General features: G+C 37.4%; 20 protein-coding genes. 5 read left to right on the plus strand and 15 right to left on the minus strand.

Annotated features, from left to right (window positions below):
- Nucleotides 1–131 precede the first annotated feature (131 nt).
- Both BMW36_RS02005 and BMW36_RS02010 read right to left on the minus strand, forming a co-directional pair.
- Nucleotides 132–1,292: an endonuclease Q family protein gene (locus BMW36_RS02005; RefSeq protein WP_089738453.1), complete on the minus strand. Its 1,161-nt coding sequence runs from the start codon at nucleotides 1,290–1,292 to the stop codon at nucleotides 132–134.
- 2 nt (nucleotides 1,293–1,294) lie between these two features.
- Nucleotides 1,295–1,837 (minus strand): NUDIX hydrolase, encoded by a 543-nt coding sequence (locus tag BMW36_RS02010; protein ID WP_089738455.1) that lies wholly within the window; start codon nucleotides 1,835–1,837, stop codon nucleotides 1,295–1,297.
- Nucleotides 1,838–1,929: 92 nt separating this feature from the next.
- Between BMW36_RS02010 and BMW36_RS02015 the strand changes: the two genes are divergently transcribed.
- Nucleotides 1,930–2,844 (plus strand): aldo/keto reductase, encoded by a 915-nt coding sequence (locus BMW36_RS02015; RefSeq protein WP_089738457.1) that lies wholly within the window; start codon nucleotides 1,930–1,932, stop codon nucleotides 2,842–2,844.
- A 98-nt stretch (nucleotides 2,845–2,942) separates the two neighbouring features.
- Here BMW36_RS02015 and BMW36_RS02020 read toward each other — a convergent pair whose 3' ends face one another.
- On the minus strand, nucleotides 2,943–3,260 hold the full coding sequence (locus BMW36_RS02020) for an iron-sulfur cluster biosynthesis family protein (RefSeq protein WP_089738459.1): 318 nt from the start codon (nucleotides 3,258–3,260) through the stop codon (nucleotides 2,943–2,945).
- Between the two features lie 13 nt (nucleotides 3,261–3,273).
- A complete protein-coding gene (locus tag BMW36_RS02025; RefSeq protein WP_089738460.1) occupies nucleotides 3,274–4,065 on the minus strand; it encodes an SDR family NAD(P)-dependent oxidoreductase in 792 nt (263 codons plus the stop codon).
- Nucleotides 4,066–4,255: 190 nt separating this feature from the next.
- Here BMW36_RS02025 and BMW36_RS02030 point away from each other — a divergent pair, with 190 nt between their 5' ends.
- Nucleotides 4,256–4,987, plus strand: a complete 732-nt coding sequence (locus BMW36_RS02030; protein WP_089738462.1) for a glycerophosphodiester phosphodiesterase — start codon at nucleotides 4,256–4,258, stop codon at nucleotides 4,985–4,987.
- Nucleotides 4,988–5,011: 24 nt separating this feature from the next.
- On the plus strand, nucleotides 5,012–5,926 hold the full coding sequence (gene rnz, locus BMW36_RS02035) for a ribonuclease Z (RefSeq protein WP_089738464.1): 915 nt from the start codon (nucleotides 5,012–5,014) through the stop codon (nucleotides 5,924–5,926).
- A 24-nt stretch (nucleotides 5,927–5,950) separates the two neighbouring features.
- Here rnz and BMW36_RS02040 read toward each other — a convergent pair whose 3' ends face one another.
- Nucleotides 5,951–7,039 (minus strand): DNA polymerase IV, encoded by a 1,089-nt coding sequence (locus tag BMW36_RS02040; protein ID WP_089738467.1) that lies wholly within the window; start codon nucleotides 7,037–7,039, stop codon nucleotides 5,951–5,953.
- 17 nt (nucleotides 7,040–7,056) lie between these two features.
- A complete protein-coding gene (locus BMW36_RS02045) occupies nucleotides 7,057–8,175 on the minus strand; it encodes a M20/M25/M40 family metallo-hydrolase (protein ID WP_089738468.1) in 1,119 nt (372 codons plus the stop codon).
- Between the two features lie 102 nt (nucleotides 8,176–8,277).
- Between BMW36_RS02045 and prli42 the strand changes: the two genes are divergently transcribed.
- The gene (gene prli42 / locus BMW36_RS20130) at nucleotides 8,278–8,379 is read left to right on the plus strand and encodes a stressosome-associated protein Prli42 (protein ID WP_139180275.1); all 102 of its coding nucleotides are present in this window, start codon (nucleotides 8,278–8,280) and stop codon (nucleotides 8,377–8,379) included.
- A gap of 158 nt (nucleotides 8,380–8,537) precedes the next feature.
- Here prli42 and BMW36_RS02050 read toward each other — a convergent pair whose 3' ends face one another.
- The 3 genes from BMW36_RS02050 to BMW36_RS02060 form a co-directional block, all read right to left on the minus strand.
- Nucleotides 8,538–8,969, minus strand: coding sequence for a BrxA/BrxB family bacilliredoxin (locus tag BMW36_RS02050; protein WP_089738470.1), 432 nt, complete (start codon nucleotides 8,967–8,969; stop codon nucleotides 8,538–8,540).
- Nucleotides 8,970–9,063: 94 nt separating this feature from the next.
- A complete protein-coding gene (locus tag BMW36_RS02055) occupies nucleotides 9,064–10,863 on the minus strand; it encodes a sensor histidine kinase (protein WP_089738472.1) in 1,800 nt (599 codons plus the stop codon).
- Between the two features lie 9 nt (nucleotides 10,864–10,872).
- Nucleotides 10,873–11,859, minus strand: coding sequence for a BMP family ABC transporter substrate-binding protein (locus BMW36_RS02060; protein WP_089738474.1), 987 nt, complete (start codon nucleotides 11,857–11,859; stop codon nucleotides 10,873–10,875).
- A 298-nt stretch (nucleotides 11,860–12,157) separates the two neighbouring features.
- Here BMW36_RS02060 and BMW36_RS02065 point away from each other — a divergent pair, with 298 nt between their 5' ends.
- The gene (locus BMW36_RS02065) at nucleotides 12,158–12,841 is read left to right on the plus strand and encodes a TerC family protein (protein WP_245711553.1); all 684 of its coding nucleotides are present in this window, start codon (nucleotides 12,158–12,160) and stop codon (nucleotides 12,839–12,841) included.
- Here the strand turns inward: BMW36_RS02065 and BMW36_RS02070 are convergent.
- The 6 genes from BMW36_RS02070 to lpdA form a co-directional block, all read right to left on the minus strand.
- Entirely contained in the window at nucleotides 12,838–13,476 is a 639-nt protein-coding gene (locus tag BMW36_RS02070; RefSeq protein WP_089738476.1) for a trimeric intracellular cation channel family protein, read from the minus strand. The genes BMW36_RS02065 and BMW36_RS02070 overlap by 4 nt on opposite strands.
- 20 nt (nucleotides 13,477–13,496) lie before the next feature.
- The gene (locus tag BMW36_RS02075) at nucleotides 13,497–14,114 is read right to left on the minus strand and encodes a transporter (protein WP_425431912.1); all 618 of its coding nucleotides are present in this window, start codon (nucleotides 14,112–14,114) and stop codon (nucleotides 13,497–13,499) included.
- A gap of 127 nt (nucleotides 14,115–14,241) precedes the next feature.
- The gene (locus BMW36_RS02080) at nucleotides 14,242–15,516 is read right to left on the minus strand and encodes a dihydrolipoamide acetyltransferase family protein (protein WP_139180276.1); all 1,275 of its coding nucleotides are present in this window, start codon (nucleotides 15,514–15,516) and stop codon (nucleotides 14,242–14,244) included.
- A gap of 20 nt (nucleotides 15,517–15,536) precedes the next feature.
- The gene (locus BMW36_RS02085) at nucleotides 15,537–16,520 is read right to left on the minus strand and encodes an alpha-ketoacid dehydrogenase subunit beta (RefSeq protein WP_089738479.1); all 984 of its coding nucleotides are present in this window, start codon (nucleotides 16,518–16,520) and stop codon (nucleotides 15,537–15,539) included.
- On the minus strand, nucleotides 16,520–17,506 hold the full coding sequence (locus BMW36_RS02090) for a thiamine pyrophosphate-dependent dehydrogenase E1 component subunit alpha (RefSeq protein WP_089738482.1): 987 nt from the start codon (nucleotides 17,504–17,506) through the stop codon (nucleotides 16,520–16,522). Before BMW36_RS02090 ends, BMW36_RS02085 begins: the two co-directional genes overlap by 1 nt.
- Nucleotides 17,499–18,911 (minus strand): dihydrolipoyl dehydrogenase, encoded by a 1,413-nt coding sequence (lpdA, locus tag BMW36_RS02095; RefSeq protein WP_089738483.1) that lies wholly within the window; start codon nucleotides 18,909–18,911, stop codon nucleotides 17,499–17,501. Before lpdA ends, BMW36_RS02090 begins: the two co-directional genes overlap by 8 nt.
- Between the last annotated feature and the right edge of the window lie 9 nt (nucleotides 18,912–18,920).

Genomic DNA, 18,920 nt, shown 5'->3' on the forward strand with positions numbered 1-18,920 from the left:
TCTATGAAGAGGATGATAGAAATAGAACAGATTCGTTTGCCATTTGCATCCCCTTAATCTGATCGCAAAAGCAAAGAAACTTTCAACAGCAGGCGTATTACCGTTGTTAGCTCTGTGATTATCTTTTTGAATCAACTTAACCATTTTCCATATTTCCCGCCGCCTCCTTGTTCTATCTCCACAACACCATTTCTTATGTTCATAATAGAGTTTGCAATCCTGTCCCCTACGACATCCTTTAAATGATCATAAGGTACATAGTGAATAATATTCATTTCATTATGGAAGTGATCTAACAGCTTTTCAAAAGTTTTCTTTCCTAAGCCTGGAATATACTCCAAAGGCACCTGATAAATATATGGCGGTCGCTTATTTGGATTGGGTTCATTACTCGCAAGTTCATTTATCCTGTCAGAAACTCCTCTGATAACACTTGATGATCCGCAAACAGGGCAAGGTGACTCATGAGGCACAGGAGATAAACAATTTTTGCATACTGTCGCATAATATTTCCCTAACTTTGGATGCATGCCGTAGTTGGCGACAATCTTCCGGTTTCCCTTATGGTGCAGCACCTTTTTCCATTCTGAAAAAGTAGGTGCCTCCATCTCCAGCAGCTGATACTCTCTTCCGATTTTCCCGAGTGAATGTGCATCAGAATTAGTAAGGAAAGGGTATGCATGAAGTTCCTTTATCTGATCTGCCATATAAGTATCCGAACTTAGACCTAATTCCACGCCATCGACTAACCTGGTATTGAATACCTCCCCCATTGATCGCTTAACACCTTTTCCAAACGTGCTTTTGAACGGTGTGAAAATATGTGCGGGGATAAATATCCCATCCAGCTCTTTTACTTTTTCCTGTAATTCTATCGCCGTTCCATAGTAACGTTGGGAGCTGAGTTCTATATTTTTCATATGATGACTCAGCCAATCAGTAAATTGCTTCATTATCTTGATAGCCGGAAAGTAGCAGAGAACATGAATAGGCCCCTGACATTTGTGATCATATATTTCAATTTCACTACCTAAAAATAAAGTAGTATTTTTATATCTGATTCCTCCATCTACCTCTTCAACTGCTATTCCACTATTGATGCTGTCTTCCAGTTCTTCTAATACGGAAGGAGCATGGCAATCGATTACTCCGACGATATTTATCCCTTTTCGGTCAGAAGCTTCTTTTAGAATATTAGTGATCGTCAAAGACTTTGCTCCTGTAATTTTAACTGGCTTACCATATTTATTTCTGCCCACATGAATATGCAGATCTGCAAAAAACTGTTCCATTCCTATTTCATACCTTTACTTTTTAAATATTGAATTGCAAATGCCGTTTTTGCATCATGAATTTGCTGGTCTCTTACCAGTTCTTCTGCCTCAGTAAGAGAGAGTTCAAGAAGTTCGACAAACTCATCCTCATCCAGTGCTTTCTTTTCCTCCAATAGTTTCAATTGATTTGTTTCATATAAATATATGATTTCATCTGCAAAGCCAGGCGATGTGTAAAATGAAGTGACAAAGCTTAAATGTTCTGTAGTATATCCGGTTTCTTCTTCTAATTCCCGAACCGCTGTCAATTCCGGAGGTTCATCTTTCTCCATTTTACCTGCAGGTATTTCAACCAATGTTTTTTCCAGTGCTTTACGATATTGTTTGACGAAAATAACTTTGTTATTCTCAGTAACCGCAATTACCGCTACCGCACCGGGGTGTTTAACAATTTCCCTGGAAGAAGTTTTCCCATTCGGGAGTGTGACTTCATCGAGTTGAAGATTAATTACTTTCCCATCATAAATCTTTTTACTGTGTACTGTTTTCTCTTCAAAATTCATAGTTCTCCACCCTTTCATCTTCATTCATTGTATTTCTTTTCAGTAATATATACAATGAATATGAAATAACTCATAATAGAAAGGAGATCGCAATGTTATATAACAATTTAGGGAAATCGGACTTAAACGTATCTCAATTATCACTAGGATGTATGTCACTAGGAACAGACCTTAAAAAGGCGCGTAGTATTATTGATGCTGCAGTAGATCAAGGAATAAATTATTTGGACACTGCTGATTTATATGATCAAGGTATGAATGAAGAAATTGTTGGGGAAGCAATTAAGTCTAAACGCAAAGATATTATTCTTGCAACCAAAGTTGGAAATCATTTAAAAGAGGCCGGCAGCTGGTTCTGGGATCCATCAAAAGACTATATAAAAAATCAGGTAAAAAATAGTTTACTAAGATTACAAACTGATTATATCGATCTGTACCAGCTTCATGGGGGAACGATAGATGATCCGATTGAGGAAACAATTGAAGCATTTGAAGAACTCGTTAAAGAAGGAGTAATAAGATACTACGGAATATCATCCATTCGACCAAATGTGATAAGGGAATATGTAAAAAAATCAAATATTGTAAGTGTGATGATGCAATACAGTATTTTTGACAGACGCCCTGAAGAAGAAATACTACGTTTATTAGAACAAAACGAGATTAGTGTTGTTACGAGAGGGTCGCTTGCCAAAGGCATGTTAAGCTCAAAAGCACTGTCCATAATCTCGGAGAAAGCACAAAAAGGTTATTTAAACTTCAGTCAAAATGAGCTTACCGAATCAGTAAAACAATTATCGCACATCTTAGAAGCTGGACAAACCTTAAATGGACTAGCTATAAACTATGTATTAGCAGAACATGCTGTTACGTCTGTTGTAGCAGGAGCAAGCTCAAACGCTCAATTAATGGATAACATTGAGGCAGTTACCCAGCAATTCCGCCCTGAACAGATAGCAGAGGTGAGACAGATTGTGAAATCGTTCCGCTACTCCCAGCATAGATGATTATAAGAGAATATTCTTCTTCATACAATTACCCGCAGTGGATATAAAACCGCTCTGCGGGTAATTTTTTTGCAGATAGATTCTGGGCCATTGCCATTTTATTGGAGAGCATTTAAAGGGATAAACGGATTCAGCATCCCTTCAGTACTGGAAAGACGAAATGTCTGACCATTAAAGTCGAGTTTCATATTTTTAGCAAAGAAAACTTTTTGCTGATAATGTACAATGACCGGTATTTCTTCACATGTAACTGGAATATCAGAATCTTCCTTTTCTTCCTTCCAGCTTATCGTCGGCATGCCATTTACCCCGCAGCCACATCCGTCAATGTCATATGTCAGGAAAAGATAGCGGTCATTTATATCTCTATTTTCCTCTACTTTTTCCAATGCTTGTTTTGTGATCGTAAGTTCCACTAGTAAAACCTCCTTATTTCCTCTCAAACTGTTTGCGTAATACTTTTTCCATTAAGTTAGGACTAAGTTGATACAACTTGGATCCTATGTGCATCCAGTAAGGTAAGTTTATTTCCCGCTTTTTTGTAAATATAATACGGCAAATTCTGCTTGCAACATCTCCAGGGTCCAGCATATAACGTCCCACACTGCTTAGATACTTTCCAGAAGGATCTGCCTGATCAAAAAATGAAGTCTTTACAGGACCTAGGTTTACTGATGTTACTTTCACATCCGTTGCAGCTAATTCCATTCGCAAAGCATTCGTAAAACTTATCACCGCTGCTTTTGATGCACTGTAAACCGCAGCTTTTGGAGTGGATATTCTGCCTGCCTGTGAGGCAATGTTGATTATATGTGCCTGGCTTTTTCGCTTCAACAAAGGAAGAAACCGGTACGTCGTATACATTAAACTATGAGTGTTTAATAAGAGCATTTGTTCTGCTTTTTCCCAATTCATTTGATCAAATAGTTCGAAAATGCCGAAACCTGCATTATTAATAATAATATCTATAGCAGGAAGCGTGATTTGTATTTCGTTAATGGTCCTTTCCCACTCTTTTTCATCTGTTAAATCTACACTGTAATAATAGGAGTTCATATTATAATTCTTATTTATTTCCTGTTGTAATGATTGCATAACTTCTTCTGATCTGGCAATCATTACCGGAGTAACTCCTCTGCTGGCTAATTGTAAAGTGATCTCTTTACCGATACCAGAGGAAGCCCCCGTTATAAGTGCTACCTTCCCTTTTAATGAATTCATTTTACATCACCAATTTTATTCTAACATGAAATCATGGACAATCGAATGAAAAAGATCATTAATACTACGAAGAGAGCTGCATACTATGAATGATAGAAGCATGAGAATTTGACATGTTATTGGAAATGAAGCAAAATAAACAATTATATTCCTAAATGATGATTCGTTTGTAGAGGATGGGGGAAACAATATGTCAACAATCATTTATGCACACAGAGGGGCAAGTAAGCAAGCACCCGAAAACACCATGCCAGCATTTGAATTAGCATATGAACTAGGAGCAGATGGTATCGAGACAGATGTACAATTAACAAAAGATAATATTCCGGTGTTAATTCATGATGAAAATTTGCGAAGAACAACAAATGGAGCTGGGTTTGTGCAGGATCATACGTATGAGGAGCTGAAAATGCTTGATGCCGGCTACTGGCATTCCGACAAATACCGCCACACTGTAATTCCTGCACTCGATGATTTACTAGAATGGAATCAAGATAAGCAATTGAAATTAAATATAGAGTTAAAGAATAACCTGATTGAATATCCCAATTTGGAAAAAATAGTGTGTGAGAAAGTAAAGACCTACAACATGGATAGCAATGTAGTAATCTCTTCATTTAACAGAAAAAGTCTGAAAGAAATAACTAAACTGAAATATGATATCCCAACAGCATTATTAACAAGTAAAAGGTCAAACAGTCTAATTGAGGATGGGAAACAATTGGGTGTAGATGGTTTGCATATACGTTATCGACTGCTTTCAAGGAAACTAGTGGAAAAGGCAGCCGAGAATAAATTATACATCGCCGTTTACACGGTTAATCAGCCATTCTCACTTTCAAGAGTAATAAAAAACAAATGCCATGCCCTGTTTACTGACGTTCCAGATACAGCCATTTCAGTTAGAAACAGACTTACATGAGAAGGGAATTGAAGGAGTGAAGATATGCAAGTCGTTTTTTTAGGGACTGGTGCCGGTTTACCTAGTAAAAGCAGGAATGTTACATCCGTTATACTCGATTTATTACAGGAAAATCAATCAATGTGGATGTTTGACTGCGGGGAAGCAACCCAGCACCAGATTTTACATACAAACATAAAACCCCGTAAAGTAACAAAGATCTTTATTACCCATCTACACGGTGATCATATATACGGACTTCCAGGTTTCTTGAGCAGTCGTTCGTTCCAGGGAGGTTCAGACCCTGTAACTATTTATGGACCAGAAGGTTTGGAGCAATTTGTAAGGACGTGTTTAACAATTAGTCAAACGCATCTTTCTTATTCAATAAAGTTTGTTGAAATTAGTGATGGGATCATTTATGAGGATGATAAGTTTAAGGTGATTGCACAGTCACTAGATCACGGAATTACTAGTTTCGGATATCGAATTGTGGAAAAAGATCTTCCCGGAGCTTTATTAGTGGAAGAACTAAAAAAACAAAACATTCCACCAGGTCCTATCTATCAGCAAATAAAAAACAATCCGACAGTTACACTGCCAAGCGGAGAGGTGATAGATACTTCCCGTTTCATCGGAAAGTCCAAGCAAGGAAAAGTTGTTGTTATATTTGGGGATACGCGCTTTAAGGAAACACATTACTTACTGGCGGAGAATGCGGATCTCCTCATACATGAGGCGACTTTTTCAGGTTCACAGGAGGAGCTTGCAAATGAATATTACCATTCAACAACGATTCAGGCAGCTGCCATTGCAAAAAATGCAAAGGCAAAGAAACTTATATTAACTCATATTTCAGCAAGGTTTCAAGAGCAGGACTATGAAAACCTTGTAAAAGAGGCTAAGAGCATCTTCCCGAATACAGAAATTGCAAAAGACTATACTCGGTTTACTGTTTAATAAGCAAACCGAGTATAGTTTTAGTTAGAAGAAACTAAGCTGGTATGTGACATCTTCTTTTCTCTTCGCATCCTGCATCGTAATACCAAGAAGTCTAATTGCTTCACCATTCCAATGCTGATTTAACAATAATTCACTATAATAAAATATATCCTCCTTGGAAATAATGTATGTTGGCAATTTCATCCTTCTTGTGATCGTTTTTCGATTACCATAACGGATCATTATTTGAATTGCATCACTGACAGCGTTTTTTCTGTCTAACCGAACCGCAACATTGTATGCAATATCATTCAACTGAAGGATTAATTCATCATAATCTAATATATCTTTCGGGAATGTTGCAGAACTTCCAATACTTTTGAAAGCAGCTGCTTGAAGAGGATCAACAGGTCTGGGATCATTTCCTGAAGCTCTAGCTTTTAATTTTTCACCATTAATTCCAAGCAGCATCTTCAGGAGCTGTGGATCAGCATTTGCAATTTCTCCAATATTATTTATATTATGTTTCCTAAGTTTTTCAGCAGATTTTCTTCCAACCCCGTACATTTCCTCCACAGGCAGCGGCCATAGTTTTGACTGAATATCCCTTTTTCTAAGTATAGTGATGCCGTTCGGTTTTTTCATATCTGAGCCCATTTTTGCTAAGAACTTATTCGGGGCAATACCAATACTTGATGGTAAATTTAACTGTACAAGAAGTTCTTTTTGAATAGAATGCGCGATTTCCACAGGACTGCCTAAGTGACTGCATGTGGTAATATCCACGAATGCCTCATCAATAGATACAGGTTCTACATACGGGGTGTATGATTCCAGTAATTTAAATATTTGTTGAGATACTTCCCTGTATCTTGGAAAGTCCGGTCTCAGTACAACCAGCTTTGGACAGAGCTTTCTAGCTTCCCATAATGGCATAGTAGTTTTCACGCCGAAATTTCTCGCCTCATAGCTGCATGTTACTATAATCCCTTTCCGTTCATCAGGATTACCAGCTATCGCTACTGGTTTACCTTTCAGTTCCGGTTTATCAGCTATTTCAACAGAGGCATAGAAACAATTCATATCAACATGCAAAATAACATAACCGTTTTTCGGATACCAACTTTTCATAACACTTCACTTCTTTATTATTTACTGTCTACTTCTTTAATAATTTCCATCATTAATTGCGGGATTTTCACTAATTGTTCTATTGATATTCTTTCACTAGTTGTGTGGATATTCTCATAGCCAATTGCTAAATTAACTGTTGGGATGCCTTTACCTGACAGATGATTTGCATCACTGCCACCACCGCTGGTTGCAAGCACAGGTTCAGTCTCCATATTTTTCACTGCCCGAACGGCTGTTTTTACCACCTCATCTTCCTCCCCGAAACGATAGGATGGATACATGAGTTCAGTTTTTATGTCTACTTTCCCTCCCATCGCTGCTGCAGTCGATTCCAGTGCTTCCACCATTTGTTTTACTTGCACATCTAATTTTTTTTCAGATAACGACCTTGCTTCAGCGACTAATAATACTTGCTCACACACTACATTAGTTGGTCCTTTCCCCTCGAAACTCCCAATATTTGCTGTTGTTTCCTCATCAATCCTCCCAAGCGGCATATTGGTAACAGCTTTGGCTGTTAAACTGATGGCGGAAATTCCCTTTTCCGGACTAACCCCCGCGTGAGCCGCTCTCCCGTAAATTGTTGCATATATTTTCACTTGTGATGGTGCCGCAGTAATAATCTGTCCGACCTCTCCATCACTGTCTAATGCATATCCATATTTAACCGGGAGAGACGTTTCATCAAAATAACGGGAGCCGACAAGACCGGATTCCTCACCACTTGTAATCAGAAAATAGATATCTCCATGTTCAATTGTCCGTTCTTTTAATAGTAAGATAGTTTCGATAATCGCAGCAATGCCAGCTTTATCATCAGCGCCTAGTATGGTGGTACCATCTGAGCAAATATAGTCTTTCTGAACAATTGGACTAATTCCATTACCTGGCGAAACGGTATCCATATGACTCGTAAAGTATATCGCTTCCTTATCAGCATTCCCCGGGTAACGAACTAGTATATTCCCTGCCTCATGGCTGGTGATTTCTGCCGTCTTATCCTCCATTACCTCCAGCCCCATCTCTTTGAAAAAACCTGTAAGATGATTTGCAATCTTTCTTTCGTGTTGAGTAACAGAATCAATTTTTACAAGTTCAAGAAACTGCTCGATGATTCTTTGTCTATTTACCATTACCTGTCCCTCCAGAAATATATTTTCCTTATTATTTACTTGTCCTGCTGATAAATACCATGTAAAATAATAATAGTATTGTTGTTAAAGGAGGCTGTTTACATGGCATCAAAACGAGAAAAACGAACAAAAGTAATTGTATATATTATGATTATTGCAATGGTATTGTCTGCTCTTACAATGGGACTATCTTCATTTATCTAAATCATGAAAAGGAATCAACATCATAGATGTCGATTCCTTTTTTTATTAATGTAGTAATTAATTTTATCACGGTGCTAACCGTCTGCAAGACCCCCACTGATCAAAGTCTCACTATTGATCTAATTCAGCCGTGTGAAAAATTGGAAAAGCTGCCCGTATCACACTTCCTCACAATATTCATCAAATAGTTGCTGTAATCGGTTGACAACTTCTACCGGGCTATGTCCTTCTATTTCATTTCTTTCCACCATTTTGAGAATTTTCCCATCTTTCAGTAATGCAAAAGAAGGTGAGGATGGCGGATATCCTTCAAAGTATTGTCTTGCCGTTTCGGTTGCCTCGCGGTCTTGCCCTGCGAATACTGTAACTAGTTGATCAGGTCGCTTATCATAATGGATAGCACTTGCAGCTGCCGGTCTTGCAACGCCACCGGCACATCCACATGTGGAATTTACCATGACGAGTGTTGTACCATTCTTTTCTAACGCTTCTTTCACCTCTTCAGGTGTTTTCAATTCGCTATAACCCGCGCCTGTAATTTCAGTTCTTGCAGTTTCTACAATATCTCCCATAAATAAATTAAAGTCCATGCCGTCTACTCCTTTTTAATCAATTCGTTAATTATCATCTTATCAACATACTGTACTTTTTTCAAACAGAATAACTTACACCTGTCAAAGCTATCTACACGATTGGGAGGACTATTTCAAAAGTTGTTCCGCTGCTGTCACTCTCATACAGAGATATACTGCCCTGATGACTTTTTATTATATTGCTTACAACATTTAAGCCTAAGCCTGTACCATTGGATTTAGATGTAGAGAACGGTTCAAATAGTGTATGTTTAATTGAGTCAGGCACTCCTGGCCCGCTGTCCTGAATTCTTAATATAATTTCCTTGCGCCTGACAAATGATACTATTTTAATAGATCCTTGCGCCCCTATTGCTTCCAGACTGTTTCTTATTAAATTGAGAAACACTTGCTTCAACTGTTTGGAATCTGCCAGAACTTCCTGGTCAGCTAAATTCATACTGAATCTGATACTCTTTGCATCAAACGTACTCTGCAGTAATGGAATTAATTCATTTAAAATTTCGCTCACTTTTATTGGACGCTTCTCTGGCTCCTTCTGGTGGGACATGAGCAGCATCTGCTCAACTATTTCATAAAGCCGTTCAATTTCTTTCATTATCAGTGTAAAATTAAACCTTTTTAGCTCCTCGGCATTTAATGATTCTTGCATTAAAGTCAAAAATCCGTGAATGACTGTTAATGGATTTCTAATCTCATGTGCCGATGAAGCTGCCATTTCACCGACAAGCGCTAATTTTTCCGATTGAACGATTCGTTTTTCCAGATAAGTTGATTCGGTTATATCAATAAAGTAAAAAATTCTGCCAGTATGCATATCATGGCTGTCTTTAAGATCGGTTTGCGATACGAGAAAAACGTATTCCTCATTTTGTAAAGGGACAGAAATTTTCTTGTTAAAATAGTTTTCTTCCGATAAAAACATCTGGATCAACGGATTCGTTTCTATATTTTCCAGAGAAATAGAGTTGCTCAACTTGTTAATATCCATACCTAACAAATTATTCACAAAGGAATTCGCAGTATATTCCTTTTCATTTTTATCATATGTAATAATTCCGATAGGCAGTGAATTAAGAATTTGTTCGTGCTTCAGTTTATCTCTTATAATTTTTTGGAATGATTGCTGTAAACTTTGTGACATTCGATTTATTGATATAGCTAAGCTGCGAAATTCTATTTGTCTGGGCTGGTTTAATAAGATCCCGTAATCCCCATTAGCCACTTTATCTACTTTCTCTACCATTTCTTCAATTGGTTTTGTCATATTACGACTCATCCGGTATGATAAGTAGACAGATACTATAACCCCTAAAAATGTTAATACTAATAAAATATAAATCGATTTTTCGATGATAACAGGAAAAGCTTTTGTGTTATTATCAAACGAATTTAATTCATTAAGTCTTTTTGTTTCTATTTCAGTGATTATCGAATTAACTTCCGGAAGATATTCATTTTGCAATACACTTTCTGCTGCATCCTTTTCTCTGTACTCCAGCAAGCCTGCAACCTTATTGGTAATTATAAAGTCCAGCAACATTACCCGATTATTTAATTGCTCTATACTATTTGGCAATTCGGTTATCTCTTCAATTGATTCCCGTTCTAATGTTTGAACAATAGACTCATATTCCTCAATAAACTCTTCGTGTGTCTGATAATTCACATGAGCTTCTACGAGATTTTTTTTAATCTTTAATTCTTTTTCCAGGTGGTTATACCAAACTAAATTAGGAAGGTTATCATCCTTAATCTTATTTGTTACTTTACTAATTTCATCGATTGACTGAATCAGGAAAATAGAAAAGCCGCTGAAAATGACTAAAATTATGAGAAGAATCGTGAGAAGCTTATTTCGTAAAGATAACTGCTTAATAAAATTACTCATGAAACTCTCCTAACCAGATGATAATATCTCTTGCTCTTTATTCTCAATAATAACTATCTCTTCTTTTGAAAACATGTTTCCTAAAGGAGCTAAACCATAAACACCATCTGTCGTATTCAGTATATTCTTTTGTGATGGAATACCTTCTTCACTAAAGTAATCATTCACAATTGCTTTGTATACTTGAGACACATCATTCAGTACACTTGTTAACATGTAATCTTCTGCCATGTATGCCTGGTCTTCTAAATAACCTATAACATAAATCCCTTCTGTTTTTGCTAGGTTTATTACTGACTGATTGTAACTGTTTCCCTTCGTGTAGATAATATCCACACCATCGTTAATCATCTTTCTCGCTATCTCCAATGCTTTCTCATGGTCATCCCGGCTATAAACAACGCTATACATCAATTCAATTTCCGGTTTTATCGAATTGATTCCCTCTGAAAAACCCCAATCCTTATGTTCGTTATTTACCGCATCAATTACTCCTATTTTGTTAGAGCTTGTTTTTAAAGCTGCTGCAACACCTGCGACATATTCAATCTCCTGATGATCGAAAGTATAGACAGCTAAATTAGAATTGGTATAATCCCCATGAATCGTGACAAATTGGGTATCCTTATATAAATTTGTCAATTTATAAAAAATTTCCGAGAACTCTCTGCCATGACCGATTATGAGCCCTGTTCCCTCCTGAATCGCCTGCTGAATAATGTTTTCCAGCTCAACATCCAAATTCACTTCACTTTCAAGAGTAACTTCTGCATTGAAGAGATTGTCTATCTTCATTTTACCCTTATACGCCTGACTTCCCCAACTCTGATCTGTTACTTTATCAGTTGTGACAATCAATATCTTTTCAGGTTCCTGTGCTGAAGCATTCATGTCACTCATAATTTGATTAGAGCGAAGCAATAGAAAAATAAAAAAAACAGATGTTACCAATAATGTTATCAGTAATATGTATGTTAATTGTTTCTTAGGTTCCACTGTCATCACCTCGCTCACTAACCTAGCAGATTGTATGCAGGATGAAAAAATTCATCCCTGTAAATAATACACACTTCATGCAAAATGGAAAAGGTAATTCGGATCATTTCCATAGGTTTTCATGTTGTCTCCTATTATACATAAGTTTTTCCAATTTGAACACATATTTTTACACTATTCAATCAATTTCGACAAAATATGCATTTACTCTCTTTCTGATTCAAGCATAAAACACACTAAGGTATGCATACAATGAAGTAGGTTGTCCAACGATATTCGTATTTATAGGAGGGGGATTATGTTTACATTAATGTCCGCGCTTGATCTTGACTGGTTCCGGCTGTTACAAATCATCTCTATTGATATAGTTTTATCTGGAGATAATGCTTTAATCATTGCTTTAGCAACAAAAAATCTGCCAAAAAAATTTCAGAATAAAGCTATATTAATAGGGGTTGGCGGGGCAATAGCTTTACGAATTATTTTTGCCAGTGGAATTGTATACTTACTGAAGTTTCCGTTTATTTATTTAATTGGGGGTATATTACTAGTATGGATCAGTTATAAACTGTTAATAAATAACGAAGAGCAACAGCACATCGCATCTCACGATTCTGTTTATCGGGCTGTGTTAACAATTATTACTGCAGATGTCGTGATGAGCCTGGATAATGTTGTTGCTATTGCCGGCGCTTCTGAGGGGAATATATCCCTTCTTGCTATAGGTGTGCTTATTAGTATTCCGTTAATGATTTATGGAGCGAAATTTATCGTTGTCTTACTTAATAAATACAGTTTCTTGATGTACATAGGTGCAGGCATACTTGTATTTACTGGGGCAGACATGATTATCCATGAACCATTTGTACTCCAGACATTTAAAATCAACCATCATTTACTTACAATTGTCCTTTCTATTATTTTAACGATAGGTGTAATTTGGAGCGGTTATCTTTCTAAACAACAACACAAGGCAGGTTAAGAATTTAATGTCCTTCTGTTTATTTTAGATTTACGATCAACAACAGGAATGTTCCATTTCCATTTAAGTGCGAGCATCCTTATGGTAAAAGTAATAATTAAACATAGATACAAGCTTATCACTGGTGGTACGAAGTCCGAACTGAATATTAATGCAATGGAGCCAGCAATTGATGCTATCCCATAAACTTCTTTCCGAAAAACCTGAGGTATTTCCTGTAAAAACACATCACGAAGCACTCCACCGCCGATTCCTGTAACTAATCCCATCGCAATGATCAGGAATGGTTGGGAATAATCAAAAGATAGTGCAGCATTTGCCCCCACCGCAGTAAATACTCCTAATCCGATTGCATCGAAAAAAGAGATGCTGTGTTTAAACTTTCTCATCTGTTCATAAAATAGAATGGTAGCTAAACTAGCTAGCAGGCTAACTAAAAAATATTGGGGTTCCGCCAGGTTTGTTGGTGGAATTTTCCCAATCATCAGATCTCTGATAACGCCACCAGCCAATGCTGTCGTCAACCCTACCAGTATCACACCAAATATGTCCAATCTTTTTTGAATGGCAAGTAAAGACCCGGATATGGCAAAAGCAACCGTTCCGATAAAAACAAATAGTTCAATAAGTAGCATAGCAACCTCCTGTAGAATAACTAATAAGCGGATTTAAAATCTCTATAAATTGTTTCAAATTTATTTAAAGCCCATTGTAGTGCCAGACCTTGAATAATTACACCTAAAATAGAAGTAATCGTTAAGCAAATAATTGTCGGGAAATGTTCTACTGATTCTAGACTGTTAGCAAACATAAATAAATGCTTAAAAACAACCATAAATGCATCTGGCCATTGATAAAATTTATTATCCATTAGCCAGACTCCAACAGATTCTATTAGCAGAAGAATCGGGACAAGGATACTCAGAATAAATTTTGTCATTGTGTTCATTTTTTTCAAGTATGGTTCGACGTAATATTTAGTAATTGTTTTAATTCTGAATAAATAAATAATCCTGACAATTCTTGCTAACTGAAAGAACTGGTCAAATGGTATGATTGCAATTAAGAGAAAAGGATTTTTTTTAATAAAACTCCACTTACTTTCCACAACTATAAACCGAATGACAAAATCAATAAAGAAAATTAGCCAGACAATCCAGTTTATTGCAGAATTCACTTCATTTTCAGTCCATAAGGTAAGGATTGTAATAACAACCAGCGCGATCATTAGCGAATCATATGCAATTTTTAATTTATCCTGCAATTTAATCACACCATATCAATGAAATAATATCAGGAGCGTAGGAAATTGAAAAGAAACCCTATGTGAAAAACACGGGTTTCTCTTCTTCCTTAAGTATACGAAATTCATTCCTAAAATGGAATACTATTTTAACTATTTAGTAAATTGGTGTTGTGTCACTCGAAATATTTTCCAATATTGCTTTAACGTGTGACATAAAAGCACCACAGATAACCCCATCTAAAACCCTGTGATCAAGTGATAAACATAAATTCACCATATCACGTGCTGCAAACATGTTATCAATGATGACAGGTCTTTTTACAATGGATTCAACTTGAAGAATTGCGGATTGTGGATAATTAATTACCCCCATTGACTCTACCGAACCAAATGAGCCAGTATTATTTACTGTAAATGTGCCACCTTCCATGTCATCTTTCGTTAGATTGCCTGTACGTGCTTTTCTGGAAAGTTGATGGATTTCTTTTGCAATTCCTTTTATACTTTTTTCATCTACATTTTTGATCACTGGTACATACAATTCATGTCCATGCGCAACAGCGATAGATAAATTGATATCTTTCCGCTGAATAATCTTGTCCCCTGCCCAACAGCTGTTGAGTTCCGGGTATTTCTTTAAGGCTTTAGCTACGGCATTTAAAAAGAATGCAAAATAAGATAAATTATATCCTTCATTTTCTTTAAACTTAACTTTTTCTGCATTACGGTATGCAACCAGGTTTGTCACATCTACTTCTATCATCATCCAAGCATGCGGAATTTCCGTTTTGGAACGTACCATATTCTGGGCTATTGTTTTTCGCAGACCTGTGACCGGAATTTCCCTGTCACCTGGATTTACTTTTACAGGCTTTCTTCTAATAATAGGAGGAGTAAATTCTTCCAATTCCGGCTGTTCAGCTTCTGTTGGAGTTTCTACAACAGTATCTACTACATCATCAGGCTCAAAGTTTTTCTCTTCTACTGCCTTTTCAACATCTTTTCTTGTAATACGCCCACCTTTTCCCGAACCAGTAAGCTGTGATAAATCTACATCATTCTCTTGTGCAATACGCATGACAGCAGGAGAGTATCTGTTTTTCATTGATTGCTGATTCTTCTCGGCAGATTTTTCTTTGGAAGTTTCGTTTGATTGATCTGAATCGCCTGAAACCGGTTCCTCTGCTCCTTCTATTTCTATGTAGCACATCAGTTGTCCAACTTCTATTGTTTCCCCCTCTTTAGCAATCAGCTCTTTTATCACACCTGAATAGGAAGAGGGCACCTCGGCATTTACTTTATCTGTCATTACTTCCGCAATGGCATCATATTTGTCAATAGTATCACCCTCTTTAACAAGCCAGGTACTGATGGTACCTTCTGTGACACTCTCTCCTAATTGAGGCATATTAATCCGTTGTAATCCCAATATTTTTCCGCTCCTTTACATTAGAATTCTGCAAGTTCCCTTATTGCTCCTTCAATCTTATCTGCATTCATCATAAATGCTTTCTCTAATGGTGAAGCAAATGGCATTGCAGGCACATCAGGTGCTGCAAGCCGTTTAATAGGTGCATCAAGATCAAATAAACAATGTTCACTAATGATTGCAGCAACTTCACCAATAATGCTGCCTTCTTTATTATCTTCTGTTATAAGTAGTACTTTTCCGGTTTTTGAAGCTGCTTGTATAATTGCTTCCTGATCTAACGGATAAACTGTCCTGAGATCAAGAATTTCTGTACTGATACCTTCCTGTTCCAGTTTTTCTGCAGCTTGTTTTGCAAAATGAACACACAGACCGTAAGTAATTACAGTTACATCATTACCTTCCCGTTTCACACTTGCTTTCCCTATTGGAATAGTATAATCTTCTTCTGGAACTTCTTCTTTTAAAAGTCGGTACGCTCTTTTATGTTCCAGAAACAGGACAGGGTCTTCATCACGGATGGATGATTTCAATAATCCTTTCACATCATATGGACTTGATGGCATAACAACCTTCAAGCCTGGTTGATTGGCAAAGATCGCTTCAATTGATTGTGAATGATAAAGACCGCCGTGAACTCCTCCGCCATATGGTGCTCTAATGGTAATAGGACAACTCCAGTCATTATTTGATCTGTACCGGATTTTGGCTGCTTCAGATATAATCTGGTTCACTGCGGGCATAATAAAATCAGCAAACTGCATTTCTGCAACTGGTCTCATTCCGTACATTGCTGCACCTATTCCTACACCGGCAATTGCTGATTCCGCTAATGGGGTATCAAGTACACGAGCTTCACCAAATTGCTCATACAATCCATCAGTTGCCCGGAAGACTCCGCCTCTTGGGCCAACATCCTCTCCTAAAACAAATACTTTCCCGTCACGTTCCATCTCTTCTTTTAAAGCCTGAGTGATGGCCTGAATGTAATTTAAAACTGCCATTATTGTCCCTCCTTACCATATACATAATCACCTAAAGTGCCCGGATCTGCGCTTGGAGCTTTTTCTGCATATTCAGTTGCTTCATTTATAACTTGCTTTATTTTCTCTTCCATCTCTTTTTCTTTTTCCTGTGTAAGTATGCCATCACTGATTAATTTATCTCTATATTGTAATAAACCATCAATTGATTTTTGCTGATCAACTTCTTCTTTCGTACGGTAGGTCATGTCATCATCGTCACTTGAATGTGGCGTCAGTCGATAGGATACTGCTTCAATCAGTGTCGGTCCATCCCCGTTTAATGCGCGTTCCCTAGCTTCTTTTACTGCTTGATATACTGCATGAGCGTCATTTCCGTCTACTTTAACTCCGTGGATTCCATATCCAATTGCACGATCTGCTATATTTTCACAAGCAACCTGTTTATGAAGGGGTACAGAGATGGCGTATTTATTGTTCTCCACCATAAATATCGCTGGTAACTTATGCACACCGGCAAAATTTAACCCTTCATGAAAGTCCCCCTGATTGGTTGATCCTTCCCCCATCGTTACAAATGATACTAAGGACTTACCTTCCATCTTTGCAGCTAAAGCAATTCCAGCAGCATGAGGAACTTGTGTAGTAACTGGTGAAGAACCTGTGACTATTCTGTTTTTTTTCTGACCAAAGTGACCTGGCATCTGTCTTCCGCCCGAATTAGGGTCTTCCGCTTTTGCGTAGGCTTGCAGGAAAACTTCTTTAACGGTCATTCCAAAGTGTAATACTACACCTAAGTCCCTGTAATATGGCAAGATATAATCCGCATTTTTGTCAAGCGCTGCAGAAGCTGCCACCTGCATCACTTCCTGGCCTTGACATGATACGACAAATGGAATATTGCCTGAACGGTTTAACAGCCACATTCTTTCATCAATTCTTCTTGCAAGTAACATTTCCTCATACATTTCTAATTGCTCTTCATTGCTTAATATTACTTTATCCATGTATTTTCCTCCCCTCAGCTGCTAATGCAGCTTCACTAATAACCTCAGATAAAGATGGATGTGGATTAATTGACTCAGATAACTCCAATCCGGAGCCATCAAAATATTTGGCTAAACTGACTTGTCCGATTAACTCAGTGACACCTTTTCCAATCAAATGAAAACCGATGATATCATCCGTTTTTTCATCAATAATGATCTTTGCAAATCCATCCGTGCTGCCATTAACATGCGCTTTCCCAATTGCTTTCATAGAGGTCCTGTTTATTTTTACCTGTCCAAATTGGTTTCTTGCTTCTTCTTCTGTTAAACCTACCGACGCAATTTCCATTTCACCATAAACACATGACGGGATGTCTGTCTCATTCAGTAATGATGGGCTATTCCCCGTTATATGCGATACAGCGACATTTGCTTCATAAGTAGCTGCATGTGCTAATTGCTTTCCTCCATTTACATCACCGATAGCATATATATGTGATTCTTTTGATTGGCAATATTGGTTCACATGAATAAAATCATTTGTAATTTGAATATCGGTATTCTCAATCCCTATATTGCTAATATTTGCTTTTCGTCCAATGGCAACTAACAGCTGGTCGGCATTGAATGTACTATCATCGAAAGCAGTTACTTTAATTCCGTTATCTATCAGGAAGCTTTCCGAATTAATAGATGTGTTTGTATGTAATTTGACACCATTACGGGTTAGGTATTTGCTCATCTCTTTTGCAATATCCTGGTCAAAACCAGGTAAGATCTGCTCGCCAGCTTCGATTAATGTGACTTCCACTCCAACACTTCGATAAAAAGACGCCCATTCTATCCCAATTACGCCAGCACCAACAATAATGATAGATGACGGCAATTTTTTCATATTTAAAGCATTGTCGGATGTTATGACATACTCTCCGTCAACAGGTATTCCAGGAAGCATTCTGGGTGAAGAACCTGTTGCCAGAATGACATTTTTGGGTACCAATAAGGTATTTTCCCGTCCATCATCATATTCAACGGATATTGATCCTGCCATTGGCGAGAATATGGATGGGCCAAGAATACGTCCAAACCCATCATATATATCAATATCTGCACTTGAAACTAACCCTTTTACACCCTTAAATAAATTGTCCACAATTTTCTCTTTTCGTTCCATAACTTTTTCCAAATTAAATACCGGTTCCTCTACATCAATTCCAAAATACTCAGCATTGCGAATAGTTTTATATACTTCTGAACTTTTTAACAGAGCTTTTGTCGGAATACACCCTTTATGCAGACAGGTACCACCTAATTTCTCTTTTTCTACGATCGCTGTCTTTAAACCATTTTGGGCCGCTCTGACTGCAGCAACATACCCGCCAGTGCCACCACCAAGGATCACTACATCATACTCTATCGCCATTTATATCAC

The organism is Gracilibacillus ureilyticus, from assembly GCF_900111195.1.
GTDB classification, from domain to species: Bacteria; Bacillota; Bacilli; order Bacillales; family Amphibacillaceae; genus Gracilibacillus; species Gracilibacillus ureilyticus.

What these genes read in the sequence shown, in the direction of transcription:
- BMW36_RS02025 (WP_089738460.1), bottom strand. Translation starts at nt 4,065, where the DNA reads ATGAATTCATTAAAAGGGAAGGTAGCACTTATAACGGGGGCTTCCTCT.
- prli42 (WP_139180275.1), top strand. Translation starts at nt 8,278, where the DNA reads ATGGCATCAAAACGAGAAAAACGAACAAAAGTAATTGTATATATTATG.
- BMW36_RS02070 (WP_089738476.1), bottom strand. Translation starts at nt 13,476, where the DNA reads ATGCTACTTATTGAACTATTTGTTTTTATCGGAACGGTTGCTTTTGCC.
- lpdA (WP_089738483.1), bottom strand. Translation starts at nt 18,911, where the DNA reads ATGGCGATAGAGTATGATGTAGTGATCCTTGGTGGTGGCACTGGCGGG.
- BMW36_RS02055 (WP_089738472.1), bottom strand. Translation starts at nt 10,863, where the DNA reads ATGAGTAATTTTATTAAGCAGTTATCTTTACGAAATAAGCTTCTCACG.
- BMW36_RS02040 (WP_089738467.1), bottom strand. Translation starts at nt 7,039, where the DNA reads ATGAAAAGTTGGTATCCGAAAAACGGTTATGTTATTTTGCATGTTGAT.
- BMW36_RS02045 (WP_089738468.1), bottom strand. Translation starts at nt 8,175, where the DNA reads ATGGTAAATAGACAAAGAATCATCGAGCAGTTTCTTGAACTTGTAAAA.
- BMW36_RS02090 (WP_089738482.1), bottom strand. Translation starts at nt 17,506, where the DNA reads ATGGATAAAGTAATATTAAGCAATGAAGAGCAATTAGAAATGTATGAG.
- BMW36_RS02005 (WP_089738453.1), bottom strand. Translation starts at nt 1,292, where the DNA reads ATGGAACAGTTTTTTGCAGATCTGCATATTCATGTGGGCAGAAATAAA.
- BMW36_RS02085 (WP_089738479.1), bottom strand. Translation starts at nt 16,520, where the DNA reads ATGGCAGTTTTAAATTACATTCAGGCCATCACTCAGGCTTTAAAAGAA.
- BMW36_RS02030 (WP_089738462.1), top strand. Translation starts at nt 4,256, where the DNA reads ATGTCAACAATCATTTATGCACACAGAGGGGCAAGTAAGCAAGCACCC.
- BMW36_RS02050 (WP_089738470.1), bottom strand. Translation starts at nt 8,969, where the DNA reads ATGGACTTTAATTTATTTATGGGAGATATTGTAGAAACTGCAAGAACT.
- rnz (WP_089738464.1), top strand. Translation starts at nt 5,012, where the DNA reads ATGCAAGTCGTTTTTTTAGGGACTGGTGCCGGTTTACCTAGTAAAAGC.
- BMW36_RS02010 (WP_089738455.1), bottom strand. Translation starts at nt 1,837, where the DNA reads ATGAATTTTGAAGAGAAAACAGTACACAGTAAAAAGATTTATGATGGG.
- BMW36_RS02015 (WP_089738457.1), top strand. Translation starts at nt 1,930, where the DNA reads ATGTTATATAACAATTTAGGGAAATCGGACTTAAACGTATCTCAATTA.
- BMW36_RS02065 (WP_245711553.1), top strand. Translation starts at nt 12,158, where the DNA reads ATGTTTACATTAATGTCCGCGCTTGATCTTGACTGGTTCCGGCTGTTA.